The 14,951-nt window shown below is 70.3% G+C and carries 12 protein-coding genes and 2 pseudogenes; 5 read left to right on the top strand and 9 right to left on the bottom strand.

The features are described 5' to 3' along the window. Positions 1-318: 318 nt before the first annotated feature. The 4 genes from AC08OJ_RS03875 (at position 319) to AC08OJ_RS03860 (ending at position 3,816) form a co-directional block, all read left to right on the top strand. Entirely contained in the window at positions 319-1,053 is a 735-nt protein-coding gene (locus AC08OJ_RS03875) for an amino acid ABC transporter ATP-binding protein (protein ID WP_476593987.1), read from the top strand. A gap of 190 nt (positions 1,054-1,243) precedes the next feature. Beyond that, on the top strand, positions 1,244-2,203 hold the full coding sequence (locus AC08OJ_RS03870) for a glutamate ABC transporter substrate-binding protein (RefSeq protein WP_476595081.1): 960 nt from the start codon (positions 1,244-1,246) through the stop codon (positions 2,201-2,203). Positions 2,204-2,317: 114 nt separating this feature from the next. Then, complete coding sequence (locus tag AC08OJ_RS03865) at positions 2,318-2,938, top strand: amino acid ABC transporter permease (RefSeq protein WP_476593989.1); 621 nt, start codon at positions 2,318-2,320, stop codon at positions 2,936-2,938. Further along, complete coding sequence (locus AC08OJ_RS03860) at positions 2,935-3,816, top strand: amino acid ABC transporter permease (protein ID WP_476593985.1); 882 nt, start codon at positions 2,935-2,937, stop codon at positions 3,814-3,816. The genes AC08OJ_RS03865 and AC08OJ_RS03860 overlap by 4 nt, the downstream gene beginning before the upstream one ends. Here the strand turns inward: AC08OJ_RS03860 and rny are convergent. The 5 genes and pseudogenes from rny to AC08OJ_RS03835 all read right to left on the bottom strand — a co-directional run bounded on the left by rny (position 3,762) and on the right by AC08OJ_RS03835 (position 8,085). Continuing rightward, on the bottom strand, positions 3,762-5,729 hold the full coding sequence (gene rny, locus AC08OJ_RS03855) for a ribonuclease Y (RefSeq protein WP_476595080.1): 1,968 nt from the start codon (positions 5,727-5,729) through the stop codon (positions 3,762-3,764). The genes AC08OJ_RS03860 and rny overlap by 55 nt on opposite strands. A 344-nt stretch (positions 5,730-6,073) precedes the next feature. Next, a complete protein-coding gene (locus tag AC08OJ_RS03850; protein ID WP_476593990.1) occupies positions 6,074-6,205 on the bottom strand; it encodes a hypothetical protein in 132 nt (43 codons plus the stop codon). A 172-nt stretch (positions 6,206-6,377) separates the two neighbouring features. After that, positions 6,378-6,683 (bottom strand): annotated as a pseudogene (locus AC08OJ_RS03845) (recombination regulator RecX); the annotation flags it as partial. A 3-nt stretch (positions 6,684-6,686) separates the two neighbouring features. After that, complete coding sequence (gene recA, locus AC08OJ_RS03840) at positions 6,687-7,724, bottom strand: recombinase RecA (RefSeq protein ID WP_462187608.1); 1,038 nt, start codon at positions 7,722-7,724, stop codon at positions 6,687-6,689. A gap of 166 nt (positions 7,725-7,890) precedes the next feature. Continuing rightward, positions 7,891-8,085 carry a DUF3046 domain-containing protein gene (locus AC08OJ_RS03835; RefSeq protein ID WP_476593988.1) on the bottom strand — a complete coding sequence of 65 codons (195 nt, stop codon included), beginning with the start codon at positions 8,083-8,085 and terminating at the stop codon, positions 7,891-7,893. 194 nt (positions 8,086-8,279) lie between these two features. Between AC08OJ_RS03835 and AC08OJ_RS03830 the strand changes: the two are divergent. After that, a pseudogene (locus AC08OJ_RS03830) lies at positions 8,280-12,964 on the top strand (ATP-dependent helicase). On the opposite strand, the gene AC08OJ_RS03825 reads toward AC08OJ_RS03830, so the two are convergent. The 4 genes from AC08OJ_RS03825 to AC08OJ_RS03810 form a co-directional block, all read right to left on the bottom strand. Then, on the bottom strand, positions 12,942-13,439 hold the full coding sequence (locus AC08OJ_RS03825) for an RNA polymerase sigma factor (protein WP_476595079.1): 498 nt from the start codon (positions 13,437-13,439) through the stop codon (positions 12,942-12,944). The pseudogene AC08OJ_RS03830 and the gene AC08OJ_RS03825 sit on opposite strands and share 23 nt — an antisense overlap. 805 nt (positions 13,440-14,244) lie before the next feature. Further along, entirely contained in the window at positions 14,245-14,388 is a 144-nt protein-coding gene (locus AC08OJ_RS03820) for a hypothetical protein (RefSeq protein ID WP_476593903.1), read from the bottom strand. Between the two features lie 121 nt (positions 14,389-14,509). Continuing rightward, entirely contained in the window at positions 14,510-14,830 is a 321-nt protein-coding gene (locus AC08OJ_RS03815; RefSeq protein WP_476595078.1) for a hypothetical protein, read from the bottom strand. Continuing rightward, on the bottom strand, positions 14,761-14,951 hold a 191-nt coding region (locus AC08OJ_RS03810), incomplete at its 5' end, for a hypothetical protein (protein ID WP_476595077.1). The genes AC08OJ_RS03810 and AC08OJ_RS03815, both read right to left, overlap by 70 nt.

Genomic DNA, 14,951 nt, shown 5'->3' with positions numbered 1-14,951 from the left:
GTCTGGGTTGGGTCCGGCGGGGACGGGATCGCGTCGCGGACCGCCTCGCCGGCGGGACCGGGACCCTCCCCGTCGGGAGCTGGGGCGACCCATCCTGGCCTGGAGGCCGCCCAAGATATCAGGCAACACCCCGCTCGATATATTTGCATAGCTGCAGGGATACTATTCTCGAATGTTCCCGCCAGTGCGCCGAAATCCGCGCGAGACGACCGCCCCAGCTGTCGGCCCCACGACCGATCCGCGCGCCTGGCCGTTCCATCATGAGGCCGCCGGGACGCTCGGCCTAACACCACACCGTCATTGTGCCGGGAGGTCGACATGCCTTTGGTGACCCTGGAAGGCGTCGGGAAGTCGTTCGGCGACAACCGGGTCCTGGCCGACGTCGACCTGTCCGTCGAGGCGGGCGAGGTCGTCATCATCATCGGGCCCTCGGGGTCGGGGAAGTCGACCCTGTGCCGCTGCATCAACCGATTGGAAACGATCGACGAGGGCCGGATCCTCTTCGAGGGCCGTCCCCTGCCCACGGAGAGCCATGAGCTCGCCCGGATGCGGTCACGGGTCGGAATGGTATTCCAATCGTTCAACCTCTTCGCGCACAAGACGGTGCTCGAGAACGTCACCCTGGGACCGGTCAAGGTCCTGGGGCACAACCGCCTGCAGGCCCGCGCCCGGGCCCAGGAACTATTGGAACGCGTGGGGATCGCCGACAAGGCGGACCGGTTGCCCCGCCAGCTCTCCGGCGGCCAGCAGCAGCGCGCCGCCATCGCCAGGGCGCTGGCGATGGATCCCGTGCTCATGCTCTTCGACGAACCGACCTCGGCGCTCGACCCAGAGATGATCTCCGAGGTGCTGGACGTGATGAGGTCGCTGGCCACCAGCGGCATGACCATGATCGTCGTCACCCACGAAATGGGATTCGCGCGTTCCGCCGCGGACCGGGTGGCCTTCATGGCGGACGGCCGCATCCTCGAGATCGCCCCGCCGGAGAGTTTCTTCGCCGCGCCGCGGGCCGAACGCGCCCGGGACTTCCTGGCCCGGGTCCTGCAGCACTGACCTCCACCGACCCGGCCCAACCGGGCCCGACCCGGTCGCACCCGCCGCCCGCCGCGCCGCCGGCACCCGGAGGCACACCAGAGGCACGTACCACCGGAGGGACGCAGTTCCTCAGGGGGACATACACCACCCGATGCCAGATCACCTGCTCCGGACCCGCGGTCCGGAGCACTGCGCGAGAGGATCGGTCATGCGTACATCGTTCAGCCGGACGCGGCGCCCCGCCGCCGGGCATCTCAACGGGAGCTCAGGCGGGTTGTCACGCGGACGCAGCCGCCACAGGCGCGGCGGCGCGCTCCTCGCCGGCGTGACGCTGCTCGCCGCCCTCGGGCTGAGTGCCTGTGGGAGCGGCGGCGACGACGCCTCGGCACCCACCGCCTCGGTAACCTTCACCGCCGGCACCACCATGGCCCGGCTGCACGACGCTGGAAAGATCATCATCGGGACGAAGTTCGACCAGAACCTGTTCGGGCTGAAGAACCTCAGCGACCAGCCCGGGGGCTTCGACGTCGAGATCTCGAAGATCGTCACGGATGCCCTGGGCATCCCACGCGACAAGGTCTCCTACGTGGAGACCGTGTCGGCCAACCGTGAACCCTTCATCCAGCAGGGCCGGGTCGACCTCGTGGTGGCCACCTACACAATCAACGACAAACGGAAGAAGGTCGTCGACTTCGCGGGGCCGTACTACGTCTCCGGCCAGTCCATCATGGTCGCGAAGAACAACACCGACATCACCGGCAAGGACACCCTTGCCGGCAAGAAGGTGTGCTCGGTCAGCGGATCCACGCCGGCCGAGAACATCCGCCGGGTGGCGCCCACCGCCCAGCTCGTGCTGTTCGATGTGTACAGCAAGTGCGCCGACGCGTTGAAGAACGGTCAGGTCGACGCGGTCACCACGGACAAGGGCATCCTGCTGGGTCTCGTCGACAAGGACCCCGACGCCTTCAAGGTGGTGGGTGACACCTTCACGAAGGAGCCCTACGGCATCGGCCTCAAGAAGGGTGACGACGCGTTCCGGAACTTCATCAACGACACGCTCGAGGCCGCTTACAAAGACGGGCGCTGGGAGAAGGCGTACACCTCGACCCTCGGCAAGGTGGAGCCGACCGTGCCCACTCCCCCGGCTGCCGACCGGTACACGTCCTGATCCGCCAATCATCGCTCGGGGCACGACCGGTCGGCCTCACCCGGGCCGACCGGTCGTCCACCCGCCACCGCCTGAGGGAGGACAGCGATCGACGCCGTCATCGATAACCTCGATATCTTCGCCGAGGGCTTCCGCCGGACGGTCGGGCTAAGCCTGTTCGCGTCCGTGGCGGCCCTGATCCTCGGTACCGTCCTCGCAGCGATGCGGGTCTCCCCCGTGCCCCCGCTGCGCTGGACCGGCACCGCCTACGTGCAGACGGTCCGCAACACCCCGCTGACCGTCGTGTTCTTCTTCGTGGTGTTCGTCCTGCCGCAGCTGGACATCGTCTTCTCATATTTCACGTTCGCGGTGGTCGCGCTCTCGATTTATCACGCCGCGCTGGTCTGCGAGGCGGTGCGTTCCGGGATCAATGGGGTTGACCTCGGTCAGGCCGAAGCGGCTCGTGCGTTGGGCCTGACCTTCTCCCAGACGCTGCGAATGATCATCCTTCCGCAGGCATTCCGCAACGTGCTGCAACCGCTGGGCAGCGTGGTGAGCGCGCTGATCCGCAACACCTCGATCGCCGCGGCGTTCGGCGTCGAGGAGCTGACCGGCATGGTCCAACGGCTCACGACCGTCAATCCGGATGCGGTGATCGTCGTGCTGCTCGGCGGTGTGGTGGCATACCTGATCCTTACCGCGGTGCTGGCAGCCGGGCTGTCCCTGGCCGAACGACGGGTGGCGAGGGCGCGATGAGCACCGAGATCATCCTGGCCGATCCACCGGGTCCGCGTGGTCGACGTCGCATCCTGATCGCGAGTGTGGTGGCCGCCGCTGTCCTCGTCGGGCTGGTCACGCTGGCGGTGCTCCGCCTCGCCGACTCCGGCCAGCTCGACGGCAAGCGCTGGAGTGTCTTCGTCGATCAACCGGCGCTGCGCACCCTGCTGTGGAACGGGCTGCTCGACACGTTGCGCGCCGCGCTGACCGCGATGCTGTTCGCCTCGGCGGTGGGGACCCTGCTCGCCCTGGCCCGGCTGTCCCAGCGCCGGGCGGTGCGCATCCCGGCCACGCTGCTGGTGGAGCTGTTCCGCAGCCTGCCTGTCCTGATGCTCATCCTGTTCGCCTACCTCGGTCTGCCGGCGCTCGGCTGGCGGCTCTCGGCGTTCTGGGCCCTGGTCATCGGGCTGACCGCCTACAACGGGGCGGTGCTCAGCGAGATCTTCCGCGCCGGGATCCAGTCGGTCGACCGGGGGCAGACGGAGGCCGCGGCGGCGGTCGGGCTGCGGCCGGTCCAGATCTTCCGCCTCATCCAGTTTCCCCAGGCGGTCCGGCGGATGAGCCCGACGCTGGTGAGCCAGCTGGTGACGTTGCTCAAGGACACCTCACTGGGCTACGTCATCGCCTACAGCGAGCTGCTGCGATCGGGACGCAGTGCGGTCGAGTACCTGGGCAGCAGGTACGCCCTGCCCATCTACACCGTCATGGCGGTGATGTACATTGTCACCAACGGGCTGCTGTCGCTGTTGGCCCGATGGCTGGACCGCCGCCAGGACCGCCGCCTCGGCGGCCGCATCCCGGCTCAGCGGGCGGTGCCCACCGCACGGGTCTCGCGCACGACGGTCACCCGGATCTGACCCGGATAGGTGAGCTCCTCCTCGATCTGCCTGGCGACGTCCCGGGCGAGCAGATGGGCGGCGAGATCGTCGACCTCCTCGGGCACGACCATGACACGCACCTCCCGGCCGGCCTGCATGGCGAACACCTTGTCGACACCCGGACGGTCACCGGCGATCTGCTCGATGCGCTCGAGCCGTTTCACATACGACTCCAGGCTGTCGCGGCGAGCGCCAGGCCGGCCACCGGAGATCTGGTCAGCGGCCTGGGTCAGCACCGCGCAGATCGAGCGGGGTGCGACCTCGTTGTGATGAGCCTCGATCGCGTGCACGACCTCCTCGTCCTCACCGTAGCGACGGGCCACCTCCGCCCCGATCAACGCATGAGAGCCCTCGATCTCGTGGGTAAGAGCCTTGCCGAGGTCGTGCAGCAGAGCCGCTCGTTTCGCAAGTGGAAACGGCATGCGCAGCTCGGCGGCCATGATTCCGGCGAGGTGAGCGCTTTCGATCAGGTGCGCGAGCACGTTCTGGCCGTAGCTGGTTCGGTAACGCAACTGGCCCAGCAGATTGACCAGCTCAGGGTGCATCTCGGAAATGCCGGTCTCGAGCAGGGCGTCCTCGCCCGCCCGCACGCACCGCTCGGCCGCCTCGAGCTGGGCGCGGGCGTGCTCCTCCTCGATGCGGTGCGGATGGATCCGGCCGTCGGACACCAGAGCCGCCAGCGTGATGCGACCGACCTCGCGACGCACCGGATCGAAGCAGCTCAGCAGCACCGCCTCGGGCGTGTCGTCGATGAGCACGTTGACCCCGGTGACGGACTCGAAAGCCCGGATGTTGCGTCCCTCCCGCCCGATGATCCTGCCCTTCATCTCATCGCCGGGAAGATGCAGGACCGTCACGACGGACTCGGTGGTCTGGTCAGACGCGACCCGTTGGATGGCGGTGGTCACGATCCTGCGGGCGCGTTCCTCACTCTCCTCCTCAGCCCGGGCCTCGATCTCGCGGACCATCAGCGCCGCCTCCCGCCGGGCCTCCTGCTCGATGACGGCGATCAGCTCCCCCCTGGCCTGCCCGGCGGTGAGCCCGGCCACCTGCTCCAGCGCGGCATGACGGGCACGTTCGAGGTCGGCCACCTCGGCCGTCCGACGGGCCAGGTCGTTCTCCCGGTCGAGCAGGTCGCGGTCGCGGCCCGCCAGGTGACGACTATGATCGTCGATGCTGGCCATCCGGTCCTCGACGCGCTGTTCCCGAGTGGCTAGCGCAGCCTCCCGGCTCTGCAGTTCCGTCCGCCGGGCCTGCTGCTCACCGTCGAACGCCGCCCGCGCCGCGGCGATCTCGGTCCGGGCGGCCTCCTGCTCGGCGCGGACGGACTCTCTCGCCGCGGCCTGGAGCCGCGAGGTTTCGACTGCCGCCTCGGCGAGCATCCGCTCGCGCAGTAGGGCGACATCCTCCTCGCCGCGTTGCCGGATCTCGGCGGCATCCCGCTCAGCCCGCGCCAACCGTTCCGCCGCCTCCCGTTCGGCTCGGGCCACAATCTGCGCCGCCTCCTCCGCGCTACCACCATGAGCCGCGCGGAGGCCGCCGTCGGAGCGATCGGCGGTCACGGCCGAACCCCCGGTCCACGCGGCGGTGCCGTCTCGATCGGCGGGTGAGTCGGCGTCCGTCGTGGCCGGAGCGCCGGAACCCTCCCGGACCGTGGGCAGGACGCGGACCGTCGGCTCCTCGTCGAAGTCCGCCGGACTCGTCACGTCCGCCGGACCGGTCACGTCCGCCGGACCGGTCACGTCCCGGGCGGCCGGAGTTCGGGACACCACCGGAGCGGGGTCGGGTATCTTGTCAACCCCGGTCGCCCGGACCAACCGCGCCACGGCGAGGATCAGAACGCTCAGGACGGCAAGTACGAGTGACGACAGGACGACGAGGACGCCCTCCATCGCTGCTCCCTCCGCTTCCGTCGGACCCGCACAGGCGGGCTGGAGCGGTGAAGGACCCTCGTCTCGGCACGATCACAGCCGTAGAGGGGCAGCACGCGGATTGCGCCATTGCGATATGGAGCCCGGACGGCCTCCCGAACCGGCCAATCCAACGTCGACCGGCCGGCGAGCATACCGTCTTCGGGCACCCACTCGCAGCGGCTGCCTCCGTGTGAAGTTGGACGAGCTATCAAGACCGCGTCGCCGCGGGAGTCCTGTCACCTTTCAAGAAAGACTAGGTCTCGCACAATCCCTGGTCAAGAAATAAGGGCGCATTGACGGCCCAGGCTCAATCTCCCCACCACTCACACCGAGCCGTCGTCTTCGTCGCCATCGACCACCCAAGCCATCCGACCTCCGCCGTCGAGCCCCTGAGCGACTTGCTCGCTCACGACCCGGACCGCCAGTTCGACCGGATAGCCCTTTCGGGTCAGCATGGCGAGGAGCCTTCGGGTACGGACCCTGCTCGGGCAGGCGGTCCATCGACCGCAGCCGACGAAGGACGAGCTCGCGGGCGCCCTCCTCCTCGTCGTCCGCCCCGACCACCGCCACGGCGGCCTCGACGGTGTCCGGATCCACTCCCCGCTTACGCAGCTCTGTGGCCAAGGCCTGCCTACCCAGCCCACGACGGGCCCGAGCGGAGGAGACGAAGGCGGCGGCGAAGGCCTCATCATCGATCAGACCGACGGCGGCCAACCGGTCGAGGACCACACCGGCGATCTCATCGGTGACCCCTCGTCGCCGCATGGTCGCCGCAAGCTCTGCTCGGCTCCTCGCTCTGGTCGCCAACTGATGCAGACAGATCTCCCGCGCGACCGAGATCGGATCCTTCAGCCGCGGCTCTTCGTCCGCCGCGACGGCCGTCCGGGCGAACGACGGACCGGCCGCGACATTCCCCGGATCTGCTCCTGCCATCGGCTACAGATCGACCGGGACGGGCGCCACGGCATCGGATTCGAGACTGGGCAGGATGCCGAGCTTCTCCTTGATCTTCTTTTCGATCTCGTTGGCCAGATCGGGGTTGTCCCGCAGAAACGACCGGGCGTTCTCCTTGCCCTGGCCGAGCTGATCGCCGTCGTAGGTGTACCAGGCACCGGACTTACGAATAATACCGTGCTCGACCCCCATGTCGATCAGGGAACCCTCCCGGCTGATACCGCCTCCGTAGACGATGTCGAATTCGGCGGTCCGGAACGGCGGCGCCACCTTGTTCTTCACCACCTTGACGCGGGTCCGGTTACCCACGGCCTCCGTGCCGTCCTTGAGGGTTTCGATACGACGGACATCGAGGCGCACCGACGCATAGAACTTCAGCGCCTTACCACCGGTCGTGGTCTCCGGGGAGCCGAACATCACCCCGATCTTCTCGCGCAACTGGTTGATGAAGATCGCGGTCGTGCCGGAGTTCGCCAGCGCCGCGGTCATCTTGCGCAGGGCCTGGGACATCAGGCGGGCCTGGAGGCCGACGTGGCTGTCCCCCATCTCACCCTCGATCTCGGCCCTCGGGACCAGCGCGGCCACCGAGTCGATAACGATGATGTCCAGCGCGCCGGACCGGACGAGCATGTCCGCGATCTCCAACGCCTGCTCGCCGGTATCCGGCTGGGAGACCAGCAGACCGTCGGTGTCGACGCCGAGCTTTCCCGCGTACTCGGGGTCGAGCGCGTGCTCGGCGTCGATGAACGCCGCGATACCACCGGCCGCCTGCGCGTTCGCCACCGCGTGCAGGGCGACGGTCGTCTTCCCGGACGACTCCGGGCCGTAGATCTCAATGATGCGCCCCCGCGGCAGCCCGCCAATGCCGAGCGCGACATCCAGAGCAATCGAACCGGTGGGGATGGCCTGGATCGGCGGCCTGGTGTCGTCCCCCAACCGCATGACCGATCCCTTGCCGAACTGCTTGTCGATCTGCGCCAAGGCGTTATCCAACGCCTTCTCACGGTCGAGTCCTGCCATTGGAGTTACTCCATGCTGAGGTCGTCGAGTCTTGGCCACGAGAATGACGTTAGGCCGTGGGTCCGACAGTTTCGAGGGTCGAGGATGATCTGTGGACAAGTAGCCGCACAGGGACGACTCTAGACGAACATGCGTTCGATGACCCGACGACACACCGGACGGTGGCTCAGCGCTCCCGCGCCGGCACATCGAACTCCTCGCACACGGTTCGCCAGACGGCCTTGGCGTCGTCACCACGGGCCAGGGCCACCTCGACCGTCGCGCCACCGAGACCGGACAACACATGATCACGCGCAAACGACTCTGCGTACGCGGAACCGAACCATGTGTTCATCTTCGCCCAGAACTCGGTCAACCGCACTTCGCCAGTGTGCACCGTCCGGACGGGACGGGACCACCCAAGGGGGTCCTGGTCGGGGATCCCCGCCGGGGGTCCCCGGTTGGGGTTCCCACCGGCGGAACCACGGTCGGGGGGGGAACCACGGTCGCGGGAACCACGACCGGGTCGAGGCCGGGCCCCACGGCGGGCCCGGCCTGAACCACACCGGCGGAAAGTTGTCGGTCCCTCGACGCAGACTGGTCAACGTGCCCAGCTTCGCTTCCCCCGATCCGCCGGATCCGCTCACGGCGTTCTCCGCCCCGACCCGGAGCTGGTTCGGCGCGGCCTTCACCGCCGCGACCCCCGCCCAGCGGGGCGCGTGGGAGGCGATTCGCACCGGCGGCAACGCGCTGGTCGTCGCACCCACGGGTTCGGGGAAAACGCTGGCCGCCTTCCTGTGGTCGCTGGACACGCTGGCCCGCTCGGCGCCGCCGGCCGAGCCCACCCGGCGCTGCCGGGTGCTCTACGTCAGCCCGCTCAAGGCGCTGGCCATCGACGTCGAACGGAACCTGCGGGCGCCGCTCGCGGGGATACGCTCCGCCGCGCAACGGCTCGGTCTACCCCAGCCGGACGTGACCGTGGGTCTGCGGTCGGGCGACACCCCCGCCGCCGAACGGCGCGGTTTCGGCGCCCGGCCCCCCGACGTCCTGATCACCACCCCGGAGTCGCTCTTCCTCATCCTCACCAGTGCCGCGCGGGAGTCGCTGCGCGGCGTCCGGACGGTGATCGTCGACGAGGTCCACGCGGTGGCGGGCACCAAGCGTGGCGCCCACCTCGCGCTGAGCCTGGAGCGTCTGGACGCCCTGTTGGACACCCCGGCCCAGCGGATCGGCCTGTCCGCCACGGTGCGGCCGGTCGAGGAGGTCGCCCGCTTTCTGGGCGGAACGGCCCCGGTGGCGGTGGTCCGCCCGCCCGCGGCCAAGACCCTCCAGATCGACGTCGTGGTGCCGGTCGAGGACATGACCCGGCTCGGCGGACAGCTCCTCGACGGGTCCCCGGACGGCTCGGCGGCCTCCGCACCGCACCGAGCGTCGATCTGGCCGGCGGTCGAGCAGCATGTCCTCGACCTCGTGCTGGCCCATTCCGCCAGCATCGTCTTCGCCAACTCGCGCCGGCTCGCGGAGCGGCTCTGCGCCCGGCTGAACGAGCTGTACGCCGAACGGCTCGCCGCGGCCACCGCCGCGGGCGAATCCGTGGCCGGGGACGGGCCGGGGGAAGCCAGCCGGACGTCACCCGCGGCGTTGATGGGCGCCTCGGGTCAGGGCGGCGGCACGGCGTGGCCGGAGATCGCGCGGGCCCACCACGGCAGCGTGAGCCGGGAGCAACGGGCCGGAATCGAGGAAGATCTCAAGGCTGGCCGGCTGCCCGCGGTCGTCGCGACCTCCAGCCTGGAACTCGGCATCGACATGGGAGCCGTCGACCTGGTCGTGCAGATCGGGTCCCCGCCGAGCGTCGCCGCCGGGATGCAGCGCACCGGCCGCGCGGGCCACCAGGTCGGCGCCACCAGTCGCGGCGTCATCATCCCGAAGCATCGCAGCGACCTGCTCGAATGCGCCGTGGTCGCCGAGCGGATGCGCTCGGGGGCGATCGAGCGGCTGCGGTACCCGCGCAACCCCTTCGACGTGCTGGCCCAGCAGATCGTGGCAATGACGGCGATGGAGGACTGGCACGTCGACGAGCTCGGCGCGCTGGTCCGACGCACCGCGACGTTCGCGACGCTGCCGGCCTCCGCCTTCGAGGCGGTCCTGGACATGCTCGCCGGCCGCTACCCCTCCGACGCGTTCGCCGAACTGCGCCCCCGCATCACCTGGGACCGCGTCACCGGGATCCTCACCGCCCGCCCGGGCGCCCAGCGGCTCGCCGTGACCAGCAGAGGCACCATTCCCGACCGGGGCATGTTCGGCGTCTTCCTCGTCGGGGAGCGCTCCAGCCGGGTCGGGGAACTCGACGAGGAGATGGTCTACGAGTCGCGGGTCGGCGACGTGGTGCTCCTCGGCTCATCCAGCTGGAGCATCGAGGAGATCACCGCCGACCGGGTCCTGGTGACGCCGGCTCCGGGACGGCCCGGTCGGCTCCCCTTCTGGCATGGCGACGCCCCAGGCCGACCCGCCGAACTCGGCCGCGCGCTCGGCGCGTTCCTGCGCGAGATCACCAGGTTGCCGGCGCAGGCGGCGGCCGACCGTGTCCGGGCCGCCGGCCTCGACGATCGGGCCACCGCCAACCTGCTGCGCTACCTCGACGAGCAGAAGGCGGCCGTCGGCCGTCTCAGTGACGATCGGACGATCGTCGTGGAGCGTTTCCGGGATGAGATCGGCGACTGGCGCCTGGCGGTGCACTCCCCGTTCGGTGCTCCGGTGAACGCACCCGGGGCGCTCGCCCGGGGCGCTCGCCCTGGGCGCCCGGCTGCGCGAGCGGTACGGGGTCGACGTCCAGATCATGCACACCGACGACGGCATCGTCGCCCGGATCCCGGATGCCGCCGAGCCGCCCGGCGCCGATCTCGCGCTGTTCGAGCCGGACGAGATCGACGCGATCGTGCGGGCGGAGATCGGGAGCAGCGCCCTGTTCGCCAGCCGGTTCCGCGAGTGTGCCGGGCGGGCCCTGCTGCTGCCCCGCCGGACCCCGGGGCGACGGACCCCGCTGTGGCAGCAGCGCCAGCGCAGCGCACAGCTGCTGTCCGTCGCCGCGACGTTCGCCAGCTTCCCCGTCGTGCTGGAGACCATGCGGGAGTGCCTGCAGGACGTGTTCGACGTTCCGGCGCTCGCGGAGCTGATGCGCGAGGTGTCGGCCCGCACGCTGCGGGTGGTGGAGGTGGAGACGCCGTCCCCGTCTCCGTGCGCCTCCGCCCTGCTGTTCGGCTACGTCGCCGCCTTCATGTACGACGGGGACGCGCCGCTGGCCGAACGCCGGGCGCAGGTGCTGTCACTGGACAGCTCCCTGCTGGCCGAACTCCTCGGCGAGGCGGACCTGCGGGAGCTGATCGATCCCGCGGCGCTCGCGCAGGTCGCCACGGAGCTCGCGCGGCTCGCCCCGGACCGCCACGCCCGCGATGTCGAGGGGGTGGCCGACCTGCTGCGCATGCTCGGCGACCTCACCACCGCGGAGGCGGTCGCCCGGGGTGCCACCCTGGGCTGGCTCGCCGAGCTCGAACAGACCCGCCGGGCCCTGCGGGTCCGTATCGCCGGCGAGGAGCGGTGGGTCGCGATCGAGGACGCCGGCCGGCTGCGCGACGCCCTGGGCGTACCGCTGCCGGTGGGAGTTCCCGACGCCTTCACCGAACCGGTGCGTGACCCTCTCGGAGACCTGATCTCCCGCTATGCCCATACCCACGGACCGTTCGACACCGAGGAACCGGCCGCCCGGCTGGGGCTGGGCACGGCGGTGGTCGCCGGTGTCCTGGACGGGCTGGTCCGCGGCGGCCGCCTCGTCCGCGGCGAGCTGCATCCCGACCGCGGCGGTGAGCAGTGGTGCGACGCGGGCGTGCTGCGCGCGCTGCGACGACGCAGCCTGGCCGCCCTGCGCAAGGAGGTCGAGGCGGTGCCGCCCCGGGTCCTCGGTGCCTTCCTACCGGCTTGGCAGTCGGTCACCAGCGGACGTGGCCGGGGGGTGGACGGCGTGCTGCGCGCCGTCGAGCAGCTGCAGGGCGCGCTGATCCCGGCGAGCGCGTGGGAACAGCTCGTCCTCCCGGCCCGCGTCGCCGACTACTCACCGGCGATGCTCGACGAGCTGTGTTCCGCCGGCGAGGTGCACTGGGCGGGCGCCGGCGGGCTGCCCGGGGACGGCGGCTGGTTGACCCTGGTCCTCGCCGACACCGCGCCCCTGCTGCTGTCTCCGCCCGACCCGGAGATCGCCTCGGGTCCACTGCACACCGCGATTCTCGACGCGCTCACCGGCGGGGCGGCCCTGTTCTTCCGGGCGCTGTCCGACCGGATGGGCTCGCTCGACGACACGGCGCTCGCCACCGCGCTCTGGGATCTTGTCTGGGCGGGGCGGGTGACCAACGACACTCTCGCCCCGCTGCGCGCCCTGCTGGGTTCCGCCGCCATCCCCCGTCCCCGGGCGGCACGGTACGGACGGCCGGCGATACCGCGGCGGACCGGCCCCCCGACGGCCGCCGGCCGCTGGTCGCTGCTGCCCGAGCGGGACACCGATCCGACCCGGCGCGCCCACGCGCTGGCCGAGGCGCTACTCGAGCGCCACGGCATCGTCACCCGCGGCGCGGTGACCAGCGAGCGGCACCCGGGCGGGTTCGCCGGGGTCTACCGGGTCCTCAGCGCCTTCGAGGACGCCGCCCGCGCCCGCCGGGGCTACTTCGTCGGCGGCCCAGTTCGCCGTCCCGGGAGCGGTCGATCGGCTGCGCTCCATCGCCGCGGCACAGCGGGACGCCGAGGCCGCCCCGGCCTGGGCGCAGCCGGCGGCCGGCCCACCGAGCTCATCGTCCGCGCAGGCCGTCGTCCTGGCCGCGGCCGATCCGGCCAACCCGTTCGGTGCCGCGCTGCCCTGGCCGACCCGACCGGGGGATGACGCGGACGGCGCCGCCGGCCACCGGCCGGGGCGCAAGGCGAGCGCGATGGTCGTCATCATCGACGGGGAACTCATCCTCTACGTGGAACGCGGGGGCCGTTCCCTGCTGTCATGGACCGAGAACGACCATCGGGTGGCCCCGGCGGTGGAGGCGTTGGCCCGCGCCGTGCGGGACGGCCGGCTCGGCAGGCTCACGGTGGAGAAGGCGGACGGCCAGACGATCGTCGGCAGCACCCTGGGTGCCGCCCTGGAGCGCGCCGGTTTCCACCCGACCCCGCGGGGCCTGCGGCTGCGGAGCATCAGTTCCGAGAGCATCAGTTCCGAGAGAAGGAAATGAGACGGGCACGTCCGCGGGTGAACGCTCCCTCGGCAGCCTTGAGACTGATCTCCAGATCCACGGCCGCCTCCCGGGTACTCTTCCCGGCCGCCCGAGCCATGATCACCTCACGCTCCCGGCCCTGCAGTGCCCCGGCCCGGGCCAGCAGCCAGCGGGCTTCCGCACGGTCGCAGACGGCGTCGTCCGGGGCCGGCTCCCACGGCTGCAGATAGCCGCGTACGACCGCCCGCTCCGCGCGCTGACGAGCTCTATGATGATCAATACACAGACGTAGCACCGTCGTCGTCAGAAACTGCCCGATCCGGCTCGCGTCGAGATCCCGAAATCCGGCGGCGCGGATGAATGCCTCGTGTACACAGTCCTCCGCGTCGGCCTTGCTCGGCAACCGCCTACGGGCTATGTGGATGAGCCGATCACGATGCGGGAGCATCAGCGACCAGCGCTGCTGGCTGTATGGCCGGTCCAGCTCGACCACGGGCGCAGCGGATACAAAATCAACCGAGGGCGTGTCCCCGGCAGGGCATGTCACGGCTTGCTCCACCTGTCATGCTCAGACCGCGCCACCCCCCAGCACGATCGCCTACCTTCCCGGAGCGCGCCAGCACCGAGAATCGCGATGTGCCTTGGTCAGTTGGACCCGCTGCTTGCCAGAACAGCGGACTAGGACAAGGCGGACATTACCATCCGCTCTCACGTGAGCCAGCAGCGGCATATCCCGGTGGGCGGCGTGCCCGCCCGATCGATACGCACCGTGTTATCGCCCGGCTGTGATCCGAGCTTATCGCGAGCCGCATTGGCGCCATCAACCGGTCAGTACACCGCCAAAACGGGCGAGAGAATGACGTTCTGCTTCGTAAGCCCTCATGGAGCCACTCGCCGCCGGTCACTGTGGGTACACGAAGGAACTGGGCGGAACGTCTCGACGACCTACCCGATGGCGCTACCCGGTCTGGTACACGACACCTGATACACGACACGAGGTACGACAGCCCGTCCCCGCTGTCGGGTGCCATCGAAGATTTTAGTATGGCATCCTATTTTCGGTATAGATTTCAATAGGAAGCCAAAGGTTTTAGTAGCTGACCCGGTTTGGTGACGGCACGGCGCGGTGCAGGCCCGGAGCGGGAGCCGTTCAGGTGCGACTGCGTGGGTGTCGGGGTGGTGGGCCGGTGGGTCCAGAAGGTGGCGACCGCCCCGGTGGCGATGCCCGGTTGTTCGCCGGGTGCCGGTGGTAGCGCGATCGGCTCGGGCTGGGTGACCAGCCACCGGGTGAGGTCGATTCAGGTCTGGGCGCGGCGGCGCACTGGTGTGTCCGGGGCCAGCCGGACGACGAGGTGGTCGCGGGGCAGCGGGTACACCGCGTTGGAGCGGTGATGCAGCAGCTCCGCGCCAGTGGGGGTCGACCCCGAAGACCCGCCAGGCATCGCGCAGCACCGGCAGGCCGGGCAGTCCGGAGTCCTGGCGTGCGGGCAGGGCCATCGACGGCTACGCCGCCGTGGTAGCCAGCGCCCTGCGGATGTGCTCGCGCAGGTCGACGACCTCGGGCTACCTGTTGTGCGGGGCGGCCACGGTATCCAGCACACGCAGCCGGGCGTAGCCGCGGGTGGAGGACAGCCCCGTGATCGCGTCCACCGCGGCGTAGCCGGTGGCCACTGCGGCGTCGAGATCACCGGCCTGGAACTGCACCGAGGCCAGCGGGGGCAGGATCACCGCGCGGCTGCGTTCGTACTCCGCGCCGTAGCCGGTGGCCGCCGTGGTCAGCTTCTCGATGGCCTCGGGCGCGAACTCCGGGCGGGTCAGCGACAGCAGGTACAGCGAGTGCCCCTGCTGGGGGTGATCTCCGCCTCGTTGACGAACCACGCCCACGGCGGGGTCGTGGCCGGGTCGGCGGCAGCGTAGGTGTCCTGGGCGTTCCCGATGGCGCGGCGGGTGGGTTCGGGCTCACCGAGGGCGGCACGGCACCACCCGAGCACGGCGGAGATGTAGC

The sequence above is a fragment of the Frankia sp. CgKIO3 genome, assembly GCF_977946435.1.
The sequence above is the reverse complement of the archived record's forward strand: the minus strand, read 5'-3'. Positions and strand labels throughout refer to the sequence as shown.